Here is an 11833-nt window from a genome sequence, read left to right on the forward strand (position 1 = left end):
CGGCCGCGATCCTTTTCCCCATTCAATCCCCAGTTGCTTCATGTCCGACTTCAATGACGACAGGCGGGCTCGCCACATCCTGGTCGCCGGCGCCTCGGGCACGCTGGGACGGCGCGTGTGCGCCGCGCTGCTGCGCCGCGGGCATCGGGTGAGCGGGCTTGCGCGGCACCTGCCCGCCTCGCTTGTCGAAGCCGGTGTCGCGCCGCTCATCGCCGATGCCGCCGGCTGGTCCCGGCCGCAATGGCACGCGGCGCTGGCGGGCGTCGATGCCGTCGTGAACGCGATCGGCATCTTCGAGCAGTCCGCGGATCAAGGCTTCGAGGCGCTGCACGGTCACCTGCCGCGCGCGCTGTTTGGCGCCTGCGAGGACCTTGGCGTCGCGCTGGCGGTGCAGGTCTCGGCGCTGGGCGCGGACGATCTGGCCGACACCCCCTACCACCGCAGCAAGCGCGACGCGGACCACTGGCTGCTCGAGCAGCGGCTGCCGGCCGTGGTGGTGCAGCCTTCGCTGATCTTCGCGCCGGACGGCCCCAGCGCACGGCTGTTCCTCGGGCTCGCGAGCCTGCCCGTGCTGCCGCTGCCCGCCGGAGGCCGCCAGCCCCTGCAGCCGATCCATGTCGACGATGCGGCCGAGGCCATCGCCGCGCTGCTCGACGATCCCCTGCGCTGGCGCGGCCGGCGCGTCGCGCTGGTGGGACCGGCGCCGCTGAGCCTGAGCGGCTACCTGCAGGCGCTGCGCGTGGCGATGGGACTGCGGCCCGCCTGGACGCTGCAGGTTCCGGCCCGGCTGGCCGCAGCGGGGGCCGTGCTCGCGGGCCGGCTGCCGGGCTCGCTGCTCGGCCCGGACAGTTGGCGGATGCTTCAGCGCGGCAACGTCGCGGATGCCTCCGACACGGCGGCCCTGCTCGGCGCGCCGCCGCGACCGCCCGAACGCTTCATCGATCCGGCGATCGCGCCGGCGCTGCGCTGGCGCGCGCAATGGCGCTGGCTCTCGTGGATCGCGCGCCTGTCGCTGGCCTTCATCTGGATCTTCACCGCCTTCGTCTCCGGCTTCGTCTATCCGCGGGCGGACAGCTTCGCGCTGCTCGCCGGCGTCGGCGTCCCGGCGGCGATGCAGCCCGTGGCGCTGCACGCAGCGGTGCTGATGGACCTCGCACTGGGCCTGGCCACCCTCTTCGCACCCGCGCGATGGCGTCTGATGGTGTGGTGGTCGCAGGCGGCGCTGATGCTCTTCTACACCGCGGTGCTCACGCTCTTCCTGCCGCAGTTCTGGTGGCACCCCTACGGACCGCTCAGCAAGAACCTGGCGATCCTGGCCCTGCTCGCGCTGCTGATCGCCGACGACGCGGCGCGGCGCCCCCTCCGGAGATCCGCATGGAATACCTGATCGGCAAATGGCTGCACATCCTGTCGTCGACGGTGGTCTTCGGCACCGGCATCGGCTCCGCGTTCCACATGCTCATGGCGAGCCTGCGCCGTGATCCCGCGGTGGCGGCGCAGGTCGTGCGGCAGGTCGTGTGGGCGGACTGGCTGTTCACCACGACCACGATGATCTTCCAGCCGCTGTCGGGCTGGTACCTGGCGCATCTGATGGGCCTGCCGGTGCTGCAAACACGGTGGCTGGCCTGGTCGCTCGCGCTGTATGTGCTCGCGGGACTGTGCTGGCTGCCGGTCGTGTGGATCCAGATCCGCATGCGCGACATCGCCGTGCAGGCCGATCGCAGCGCCTCGCCGCTGCCGCCGCGCTACTTCCACTGGCTGCGCGTCTGGATCGCGCTGGGCTTCCCGGCACTGCTCGCGTTCCTCGCGATCTTCTACCTGATGGTCGCCAAGCCGGTCTGACGATCCGGGGACCTCATGACATCGCCACGAAGCGCTTCCTCTTGCCTGCGCATGGGTATCGCGCTTGCCGGACAAGCGCACCGGCGAGCACGCCGTGAGCGCCGCGCCGGCGCCGTCCGTCCGCGCATCGTCCCCATCACCGGAGTTCTTCATGCAAGGCAAAGCCACCTTCCTCGGCCATCCGATCCATCAGATGCTGGTCGTGTTCCCGCTGGGACTGCTCGGCGCCTCCGTCGCCTTCGACTGGCTGTCGATGGCGATGTCCAGCGCGCAGTTCGCCGTCGTCGCGCATTACCTGATCGCCGCCGGATTGATCGGCGGCGTCGTCGCCGCGCCCTTCGGCCTGATCGACTGGATGTCCATTCCGAAGGGCTCGCGCGCGCAGCGACTGGGCCTGATGCACGCGGTGGGCAACGTCGTGGTGTTGTTGCTGTTCCTGGGCAGCTGGGTGCTGCGCGAGCCGGATCCCACCGCGGTGCCCTGGCAGGCCTATGCGCTGGCCTGGGGCGGCGCGCTGGTGTCGCTGATGACCGCCTGGATGGGCGGCGAGCTGGTCGACCGGCTCGGCATCGGCGTCAGCGAGGGCGCGAACGCCAATGCGCCGAGTTCCTTGTCCACGCGCCAGATGCCGGCCAGCGCCCGGACCCAGCCGATCAACCGGCCATGAAACCGGCCATGACCGACACAGCCAAGGAATGCCCATGCCGCAAGCCGATCAATTGAAGAAGCAGGACCGGCGCCTGGCCGGCGAGGCCAAGCAGCCGCACGAGAAAGTGCCGACCTATCAGGAGCTGCTGGACAACGCGATCGAGGACACCTTCCCGGCGAGCGATCCGATCGCCGTCGGTGGCGCGACCAAGATCCTGGAGCCGCACACGACCCTGCGCGACGCCAAGGACTGGACCCTGAAACCCGGCAGCGAATCGGCGCCCGCCGATCACTCGGGTGGCGCCGACACGAGCGGGCCCGAGCTGTCCGCGCCCTGCGAGGGTTTCGTCGAGCGGCCGATGACGCTGCAGGCCACGGTCGAGGACGCGGCGCAGGTGCCGCGCGGTCCTTGCACGATCGAGCAAAGCGAGCATCGCGCCGTGCTGCGCTGGACCGAGGATGGCCAGGAGCGCTGCGGCTCGATGTCGATCGAGGACTACCGCGATCGCCTCGCCGACGGCACGCTGCGCCGCTGCGGCGAAGACCCCGCCACCGAAGGAGCGCCGACATGAACGCCCCCACGTCCCGGCAAAGCACGCCGACGCCGGTCACCAGTTCCGCGGATCCTGCCGACAAGCCGAAGACGGACGAAGCGAAGCGTCTGGGCGAGCAGGAACGCGATGCGGTCGAGAATGCGCGCGACGGCTATGGCGACACGCCGAGCGTCAATCCACCCGCGAGCTCGGACACCTTCGAGTCGCCCGCCCGAGGCGGCACCGAGCCGACGCACGTCCCGGCCACTGGCGCCGACAAGCGCTGAGCCGATGGCGCGCGCCGGTGCCCGCTCAGTTGCGGGTGCCGCGCTCGCCGCCGACCACCGCGTCGGAGGCCTTCTTCGGATCGAGCGCTCGCAGGATGCCGCCCGTGCGCGCGTCAAACATGCCGCGCGCGATGACGACACCGGGGCGTTTCTTGTCGTAGACCGCGACCTCGACGCTGTTGGGGTCCTGCCCCGGCGTGATCAGGAAGCCCCCAGGTTCCACCGCCGTCGGCGGCGAGCAGTTGAACGCCGGCGGCTGCTCGTCGCTCTTCTTGTCGGGATACCAGAGACCACACTGCCCTTGCGGCGGAATGCGGCCCCGCGGGATGCGCACGCGGCTGTGCGTGTGGAAGTAGGTGTTGTCGTCGCCGAGCACCACGCGGTCACCGTCGTGCGACTTGCCCGGCGGCGCCGTGTTGCCCTGCGCCAGCGCGCCGAGCGCGGCGCACCCGGCCAAGCCCAGGCCGGCGACGATCCCCCTCAGCGTGTGCCCCTTCGTCGAATCGCGCATGGCGTGCTCCCGCAGTGATGCGCCGGACCAGCAAGACGCGCTCCCGCGCGGCCGGCCTCGGCGCGGCGGAGTGCCGCTTGCCGGAACTCGGCTCTGCTTCTCCGGAGCCCTGCCATGCCCGCCACCGTCAGTGACCAGATCCTCGACCGTCTCCACGCCTGGGGCGTGCACCGTGTGTTCGGCTATCCCGGCGATGGCATCAATGGCCTGATGGGCGCGTTCGGTCGCCAGCAGCATGGGATGGCCTTCGTGCAGGTGCGGCATGAGGAACTGGCCGCCTTCATGGCCACCGCGCATGCGAAGTTCACCGGCGAGGTCGGCGTCTGCATGGCGACCTCCGGTCCCGGTGCGATCCATCTGCTCAACGGCCTGTACGACGCCAAGGCCGATCACATGCCGGTCGTCGCGATCGTCGGCCAGAGCGCGCGCACCGCCATTGGCGGCGACTACCAGCAGGAGGTGGACCTGCACAGCCTGTTCAAGGACGTCGCGCACGAGTTCGTCCACACCGCGATGGCGCCGGCCCAGGTGCGGCATCTGATCGACCGCGCAATGCGGATCGCGCGGGACCAGCGCACCGTGACCTGCGTGATCGTGCCGCACGACCTGCAGGAACTCGACGCGGTGACCGAGCCGCCGCGCGCGCATGACACCGTGCACACCGGCATCGGCTGGACCGCGCCGCCGGGCGTGCCGGACGAGTCCCAGTTGCGCGCCGCCGCGGACATCCTCAACGCCGGCGAGCGGGTGGCCATCCTGGCCGGCGCTGGCGCGCTGCACGCCGGGGACGCGCTGATCCAGGTGGCGGAGCGGCTGGGGGCCGGCATCGCCAAGGCGCTGCTGGGCAAGATGGCTGTGCCGGATGACCTGCCCTTCGTGACCGGCGCCATTGGCCTGCTCGGCACCAAGCCCAGCTGGACGCTGATGAACGAGTGCGACACGCTGCTGATGGTCGGCTCCCACTTCCCGTATGCCGAGTTCCTGCCCAAGGAAGGCCAGGCTCGCGGCGTGCAGATCGACATCGACGGCCGGCGCGTGTCGACGCGCTATCCGATGGAGGCCAACCTGATCGGCGACAGCCGCCTCACGCTCGAGGCGCTGCTGCCCCATCTGGTCCACAAGCCGGACCGCCGCTGGCGCGAGCGGATCGAGTCCGAGGTGAGCGACTGGTGGCGGCTGATGGCATCGCGCGCGATGGTCGAGGCCCATCCGGTCAATCCGCAGCGCGTGTTCTGGGAGCTGTCACCGCGGCTGCCGGCCCAGGCGATCCTGTGCTGCGACTCGGGCACCGCCGCCGGCTGGTATGCCCGGGATCTGAAGGCGCAGGCCGGGATGATGGGCTCGGTGTCGGGCGGACTGGCGTCCATGGGTTGCGGCGTGCCGTACGCGCTGGCCGCCAAGCTCGCCCATCCGGAGCGGCCGGTGATTGCCCTGGTCGGCGATGGCGCGATGCAGATGACCGGCATCAACACGCTGGTCACGATCGCGCATCGCTGGCGGGATTGGGCCGATCCGCGCCTGGTGGTCATGGTGCTGGACAACGCCGACCTCAACATGGTGACCTGGGAGCAGCGCGTCACGGCGGGCGATCCCAAGTTCGAGGCATCACAGACCCTGCCCGCCTTCCCGTATGCCGATTACGCGCGCCTGCTCGGGCTGGAAGGCATCCGCGTCGATCGCCCCGGCGACGTGGCGGGCGCCTGGGACCAGGCGCTGGCCGCGGACCGGCCGACGCTGCTGCAGATGGTCGTCGACCCGGACGTCCCGCCCTTGCCGCCCCACGTCGAGAAGAAGCAGATGCTGCAGTACGCCAAGGCGCTGCTGCATGGGGATCCCGACGCGCGCGGCGTCATCGCCGCCACGTTGCGCGAACTGTGGGCCAACGTCGCCAAGCGCCCTTGAATCCCACACGGCCGCTCATGAAGGCACCACGATCGAGATGTTGGCCCGTTCCGTGCCCGGCGTCGGCGACATGCCGGCCCAGAAGTCGGTGCTGCGCATCCAGGGCTGCAGGCCCATCGGGAAATCCTGGCTGGGAATCTCCGGCAGCTCGTCCGCCTTGAAGTCGCTGCCGTAGAGCACCAGCGGACGGGCCTCGTCGGGATGCTGGATCTTCGGCTGCAGCTTCTTCAGCGCGACATTCCAGTTGTCGAGCAGATCCTTGCGCGTGATCGGCCCGCCTGGCTTGTCTGCCGTCGGATGCAGCGCCCGCTGATGGACCGCGGTGACGGCCTGCCCCGCCGGCGTGGCCTTGAATGCGGTCCAGGCCTCGAAGGCCGGCGTGCCGAAGGTGACCACCGCCTCGATCTTCCCCGGCGCGAACGCCGCCTCCAGCCATTGGTGGCGATAGGCCTGGATGGCCGGATCGTTCAGGTGCGGCAGCGCCATGTCCTGGTTGTAGATGCCGTACAGGAAGGCGTTGATCATCAGGTAGCTCTTCGTGAAGCCCAGCTTCTCGACGAAGCCCTGCACACGCCGCCCCGCCTGTCCCGACAGGATGCGGCGCGTGACCGCCTCGGTCTGCGCCGGGTCCTGGCCGATGACCAGCAGCCGCGCACTCCCCGTCGCGCGCCCTCGATAGAAGATCGGCCCCCACAGCGAGCGGAAGCCATTCGCGCCCGGGTACACGGTGTCGTCGGGGTACTTCCGGCACAGCGTCCTGAACGCGCCCGTCGGGCCGGTGTCGAAGGGGTCGTTGCGCATCTCGGCCTCCATGGATCCCGGGATCCTCGAACGCGCGGCCGGCCGGCGTCATCCTCAAGGGAGAGGATGGCGCGGGCCCAAGCCCCTCGACGGCCCAGGTGTTCGCCATCGAAGATGCCCCCAACGATTCACGCCAGGCATGGGAGGCCCTGTGAGTCTGGTCATCTCGGGACGCATCGTCCCGCTCACGCAGGACACCGCCGTCGCCGCCACCGAGCGGGAGGCCTTCGCCGGCAAGGTCTGGATCGGCGACGACGGCCGCATCGAACGCATCACGCGCGGCAACGCGCCCGGACCGGCCGGCTTCGACCAGGCGCCGGCCATCGACGTGGGCAGCGACCTGGTGCTGCCGGGCTTCGTCGACCTGCACAGCCATCTGGCCTACGCGACGCTGCCGCTGTGGACCGAGCCGGGCCGCACGATCCCTTTCCTGCATCACGATTCGTGGCCGTCGGCGCGCACCTATGCGGCCGACATCACCTGGCCCGCGTATGCGTTCATCGAGGCCGCGCCGCAGGAGTTGCTCGCGTACGCCGAGGTGCGGGCGCTGGTCGGCGGCACGACCAGCATCCAGGGCTCGCCGCCGAAGAACCGGCCGCTGGATGGCTGGATGGTCCGCAACGTCGAGGACGACAGCTTCGGCGGCAGCGTCAAGTCCAATCAGGTGCTGTCGTCGACGCTGACGCTCAAGCCCGATATGCTCGCGTCGCGCGCCGCGCAGATGAAGGCCGGCGCCTCCTTCATCTATCACTGTGCCGAAGGTCAGGTGAACTCGATCGTCGAGCGCGAGTATCAGAGCGCGCGCAAGTGCGGCTGCCTGCAACGCGGCTTCGTCGCCATCCACACCAACGCGGTGAACCCCGGCGACTACGGCGCCTGGACGGAGCCCGGCGCGATCGTCTGGTCGCCGTTCTCCAACCTCTGGCTGTATGGGAGCACGACGGACGTGCCCTCGGCGCTGGCCAGCGGCATCCCGGTGTGCGTCGGCTCGGACTGGGGGCCCTCGGGCACGCGCAACGTGCTGGGCGAACTCAAGGTCGCGGCGCTCGTGAGCCAGGCCGAGGGCTGGGGCCTCACGCCCTTCGACCTTCTGCGGATGATCACCTGCGTGCCGGGCGATGCGCTGCTGCGCGCCTGGGGCGTGCAGGCCGGGCGGCTGCAGCCGCAGGCGCTCGGCGATGTCGTGGTCATCGATGCCGCCAGCAAGGCCGACCCGTTCGCCACGGTGCTCGCGGCCACCGAGAAGGACGTGCGCTTCGTCGCCGTCGGCGGCCGGCCGCTGTACGGCGATCCGGTGCTGATGAAGACGGCCAGGGCGAGCGCGCCTTCGGCCCTGCGGATCGCAGGCAGGAAGCGGACGCTGTCGATGGTGCGGCTGGACGATCCTTCGCAGCCCTGGGACTTCGCCGAGGTGCTGGCCCGCATGGAGCAGGTGCGCGCCGCGCCGAAGCAGGAGATCGACGCCGCGAAGAAGGCCTTCGCGGCAAGCCGCGGCACGGGCGGCCCGCCGCGATTGCGGCTGGCGCTGGACATGCCGCTGGGCAAGGTGCCGATCGGCGGCCTGCCCAAGGACCTCGCGCAGGTCGTCGTGCCGCCGCTTCAGCCGCTCGAGCACGACGCGGCCTTCTTCGCCGCGATCCCGGGTCGCGGCTTCCATGGCGGCCTGCTGGACGGGCTGGCCGCGTTCTACGCATGAGGAGACCACGATGGCGGCAAAGCCGGCCCGCTCGGCCAAGGCCAGTCCCTCCACCGCGCTGCTGAAGGCGCAGACCGGCACGCCGCTCGGCGGCCGGGCGATGCGCGCGGCGCTCAGCCGCGCGAAGACGGCGGTGCGATCTGACGAGACGCTCGATGCGGCCGACCGCGAGCTCGTCGTCGACGCGCTGCTGACCGCGCTGGGCGGCGCCTACTGCCACCTGCCGCAGAAGCGCGCCGGCTATGCCAACGATCCGGTGCAGGCGCTGCAGCTGCTGCGCCTGCAGGCTGCCGAGATGAGCGACGCGGAGTTCCACCTCGTGCTCACCGGCCTGGTGGTCGACCTGCGCGATGCCCACACGCTCTACGCCGGCCCGGCGGGACGTGGCGAGGCCGTCGCGCGGCTGCCCTTCCTGGTCGAGCAATACGGCTCCATCGACGCGCCGGCCTTCCTGGTGAGCAAGGTCGCGCCGTCGACGCTGATCCAGGACCCGCGCTTCAAGCCCGGCGTGCTGCTCGAGACCTGGAACGGCATGCGCTTCGAGCGCGCCGTTGCGCTGCACGCCGACCGCGAGACCGGTGGACGTCCCGACGCGCGGCTGGCGCGGGCGCTGGAGTCGCTGACCTTCCGCTCGCTGCGGTACGGGCCGCCACCGGACGAGATGTGGGTGGACATCGGCTTTCGCGAGCGCGCGGGTCAGCCGGTGCGCGAGATCCGCATCCCGTGGCATGTCGTGCGTCCAGGCCGCGCGAAGTCCGGCGTGGCGCCCGGCGCGCACGCGGCCTTGCGGCTCGCCGTCAGTCCCGCCGCGGAGCATGTCCGGCGCGCCAAGAAGCTGATGTTCTCCGGCGCGCAATGGGAGGCTGAGGACCAGCGCCAGGCGGCGCGCGACGCCGGCTGGCTCGAGACACGCTTTCCCGATGCGCTCTCCGCGCGCCGCGTCGCGACGGGCACGGCGCTTGGCGAGATTGGCTACCTGCGCATCTGGACCTTCGACGTCGAGGATCATGACGCCTTCGTCAACGAGGTCGCGCAGCTCGTCGAGCAGCTGCCGGATGCGGGACTGATCATCGATGTGCGCGGCAATCCGGGCGGTCTGATCTGGGCCGCGGAGCGGCTGCTGCAGCTGTTCACGCCGGATCCGGTGTCGCCGACGCGCTTCAGCCTGGTCGCCACGCCGCTGACCCGCGCGATGGCGCGCAGCGCATTCAATCGCATGGAGCTGGAGCCGTGGATCAGTTCGCTGGAATCGGCCATCGCGACGGGCGAGGCCTATTCGCAAGCGCTGCCGATCACCGATCCAGCCTGGTGCAACGACGTCGGGCAGCGCTACGGCGGACCGGTGGTGTGCGTGGCCGATGCCAACACGTATTCCTCAGGCGATCTGTTCTGCGCCGGCTTCGTCGACAACGAGATCGGCGCGCTGGTGTGCGTCGGGCAGGCGACCGGCGCCGGCGGCGCCAATGTGTGGACCAGCCAGGACCTCACCGATGCGCTCGAAGGGACGGAGTTCGAGATCCCTCCGTTGCCCAAGGGCGTGAGCTTCACGATGGCGTTCCGCCGCGCGGTGCGCTGCGGCGATGCGGCCGGAGTGCCGATCGAGGACCTCGGCGTCGCGGGGATTCCGTATGCGATGACACGGCGCGATGTGCTGGAGGGGAATGCCGACCTGATCGCGTACTGCGCGGAGCTACTCACCGGCGCGCCGCGCACGGCGCTGCGGGTGGCGCTGAGGACGGACGAAGTGAGCATCACGACGAAGGGCCTCGACGAGCTGGAGATCTACGTCGACGGACGGCCCGCGCAAGCGGCGCGTCCGATCGCCGATGGGACCGTGACCCTGCCCCGCCCTGCGAGTGGAACGACGCTGGAGATCGCATGCCGCGAGGGAGGCAGGGTCGTTCAGAGGCGGCGGCTGCCATTGGCTTAGCGGCGACCACGCCCTCCCATCGCTCCCATCGTTTGGAACGGCGCATCTCAGCATTCGACCGATGGCCCCGCGGCGCTGCCCCCGATAGGCTGGGCAACCGTTCCATCGTCTGGAGTCGCTCGCATGAAGGTCAACCCGCCGAAGCTCCCGCGAGAGGATGACAGCCGACGGCAGGCCGTCGCAGGGGAAAGGCAGCCCCACTCATGCACCAGCGCGTGCACCGCGACCGCGCCGCCGTCAAGCTGGCAAGCGGCGATCGACCACTCGCCCCGCATGCTCGCGCAACGGCAAGTCATCGCCGCGCTCGGCGGGGGCCGCGCATCTGCCCAGACCCTTCGTCCTCCGGCGGTCGTGCAGCGGACGTCGATCGTCGTGGGATACAAGGAGAACGACGCCATGTTCTCCGCGGCATTGGATGCGCTCCCGGCTCCAAATCCCATTCACACCTTCACGGAGAAAGGCGCTCCCGTGATCGACGCGGAGCCCATGACGGAGAGCCCCGAACCCGCCAGTTCAGACACCGAAAAGAAAACGTCCAGTCAGCCCTCCACGGAGACCGGAAGACTCAAGGCGAAGTACAAGACCCGACCGGCGGACACCTCAACGCTGCATCTGATTGCCCACGGAAGCCCTGGCAGCGTCGCCGATCTCGATCTGGACACTTTCCTCGCTTCATTGCAGAGCGAGGGACATTTCACCGATGAAACCAAGGCGGTCAATCTATATTCGTGCTACGCGATGATGCGGAAGCAGGGATTGCATAACAAGAGTGCCGCCTTGAAGGTGGCCGAATGGATTCAGTCCAACATCCCCATCGAGTCGGAACAGGCGGTCACCTTCCGCACTGGCTACACGACCAATTCGACAGGCCTTTTCTCGAGCGGCGCAGCCTCGTATCAACCGCTCGACCTCCGAGGAATCGTCGACGCCCATCCGCTTCAAACCTATCTTCACTACCGAACCAGACAGATCATCAAATCGCGTTTCGCCAATTCGCAAGACAAGACCGCTTGTTGGTCAGGGGTCAAGGATGAATTGACTTTCGCCGCCGGGGATCTGGCGGAAGCGATCGTGGCGCTTCAGCCCGAGAGGGCCTGGGCGGCGCACGGCGAGCGCTCGAAGGCGGAGGAGTTCAACATTACCGGCGCTGGCATCGACAAGGGATATCTCCTGTCGGCGGGATACACGATTGCCGACGTCACGAAAGACAACTTCGAGAGTTTCCCTCAGCGCTTCATTCAATTAAACAACTTCGCTGATGTCGGACAGTCGGTCATCGCGGCGATAGAGGCAGCGGCTCAAAAGCTGGTGACCGAATTCGCACCCAAGGCGCCATTGGCACAACCTGTCGCCACCGGGTTCAACATGAACATGGTCAGCCCCGGCTCCGGCACTTTCACGTGGACCGGCAGCACCGGTCAGCCCCCGTTCGGCGGAATGCCACCCCAATAAAGCAAAACCCCCGCAGGACTTGCGTCTTGCGGGGGTTTCTTCTATTCGGTGGGGTGGCTGATGGGACTCGAACCCACGACAACCAGAATCACAATCTGGGACTCTACCAACTGAGCTACAGCCACCGACGAAGACATAGATTATGGCCGACTTTTTCCTCTGGAGGAAGCACTTTCTGCGGTTCTCTTGAAAATTCTTTCGAAAGCACCGCAGACCCGCGCGAATGCCGCC

The 11833-nt window shown here is 69.1% G+C and carries 11 protein-coding genes and 1 tRNA gene; 9 read left to right on the forward strand and 3 right to left on the reverse strand.

Annotation, left to right across the window (positions count from 1 at the left end; all coding sequences use genetic code 11):
- Positions 1–40 precede the first annotated feature (40 nt).
- From ABDW61_RS06270 to ABDW61_RS06290, 5 genes are all read left to right on the forward strand, one after another.
- Positions 41–1387 carry an SDR family oxidoreductase gene (locus tag ABDW61_RS06270; protein ID WP_343637312.1) on the forward strand — a complete coding sequence of 449 codons (1347 nt, stop codon included), beginning with the start codon at positions 41–43 and terminating at the stop codon, positions 1385–1387.
- The gene (locus tag ABDW61_RS06275; RefSeq protein WP_343637314.1) at positions 1375–1842 is read left to right on the forward strand and encodes a DUF2269 domain-containing protein; all 468 of its coding nucleotides are present in this window, start codon (positions 1375–1377) and stop codon (positions 1840–1842) included. Before ABDW61_RS06270 ends, ABDW61_RS06275 begins: the two co-directional genes overlap by 13 nt.
- Positions 1843–1993: 151 nt before the next feature.
- On the forward strand, positions 1994–2509 hold the full coding sequence (locus ABDW61_RS06280) for a DUF2231 domain-containing protein (protein ID WP_343637316.1): 516 nt from the start codon (positions 1994–1996) through the stop codon (positions 2507–2509).
- A gap of 34 nt (positions 2510–2543) precedes the next feature.
- Positions 2544–3062, forward strand: a complete 519-nt coding sequence (locus ABDW61_RS06285) for a hypothetical protein (protein ID WP_343637318.1) — start codon at positions 2544–2546, stop codon at positions 3060–3062.
- Complete coding sequence (locus ABDW61_RS06290; protein ID WP_343637320.1) at positions 3059–3310, forward strand: hypothetical protein; 252 nt, start codon at positions 3059–3061, stop codon at positions 3308–3310. The genes ABDW61_RS06285 and ABDW61_RS06290 overlap by 4 nt, the downstream gene beginning before the upstream one ends.
- A gap of 25 nt (positions 3311–3335) precedes the next feature.
- Here ABDW61_RS06290 and ABDW61_RS06295 read toward each other — a convergent pair whose 3' ends face one another.
- Positions 3336–3821, reverse strand: coding sequence for a hypothetical protein (locus ABDW61_RS06295; protein WP_343637322.1), 486 nt, complete (start codon positions 3819–3821; stop codon positions 3336–3338).
- Positions 3822–3935: 114 nt separating this feature from the next.
- On the opposite strand from ABDW61_RS06295, the gene ABDW61_RS06300 reads away from it, so the two are divergent.
- Positions 3936–5723, forward strand: a complete 1788-nt coding sequence (locus ABDW61_RS06300) for a thiamine pyrophosphate-requiring protein (protein ID WP_343637324.1) — start codon at positions 3936–3938, stop codon at positions 5721–5723.
- A 15-nt stretch (positions 5724–5738) separates the two neighbouring features.
- Here the strand turns inward: ABDW61_RS06300 and ABDW61_RS06305 are convergent, their stop codons facing one another.
- On the reverse strand, positions 5739–6536 hold the full coding sequence (locus tag ABDW61_RS06305; RefSeq protein WP_343637326.1) for a uracil-DNA glycosylase family protein: 798 nt from the start codon (positions 6534–6536) through the stop codon (positions 5739–5741).
- Between the two features lie 139 nt (positions 6537–6675).
- On the opposite strand from ABDW61_RS06305, the gene ABDW61_RS06310 reads away from it, so the two are divergent.
- The 3 genes from ABDW61_RS06310 to ABDW61_RS06320 all read left to right on the forward strand — a co-directional run bounded on the left by ABDW61_RS06310 (position 6676) and on the right by ABDW61_RS06320 (position 11602).
- Positions 6676–8220 (forward strand): hypothetical protein, encoded by a 1545-nt coding sequence (locus ABDW61_RS06310; protein ID WP_343637328.1) that lies wholly within the window; start codon positions 6676–6678, stop codon positions 8218–8220.
- Between the two features lie 10 nt (positions 8221–8230).
- A complete protein-coding gene (locus tag ABDW61_RS06315) occupies positions 8231–10150 on the forward strand; it encodes a S41 family peptidase (RefSeq protein ID WP_343637330.1) in 1920 nt (639 codons plus the stop codon).
- 123 nt (positions 10151–10273) lie between these two features.
- On the forward strand, positions 10274–11602 hold the full coding sequence (locus ABDW61_RS06320; RefSeq protein ID WP_343637332.1) for a hypothetical protein: 1329 nt from the start codon (positions 10274–10276) through the stop codon (positions 11600–11602).
- Positions 11603–11651: 49 nt separating this feature from the next.
- Here ABDW61_RS06320 and ABDW61_RS06325 read toward each other — a convergent pair.
- A tRNA-His gene (locus ABDW61_RS06325) sits at positions 11652–11727 on the reverse strand.
- Positions 11728–11833: the final 106 nt, after the last annotated feature.

It is taken from the genome of Roseateles sp. (genome assembly GCF_039595595.1).
GTDB lineage: Bacteria > Pseudomonadota > Gammaproteobacteria > Burkholderiales > Burkholderiaceae_C > Roseateles.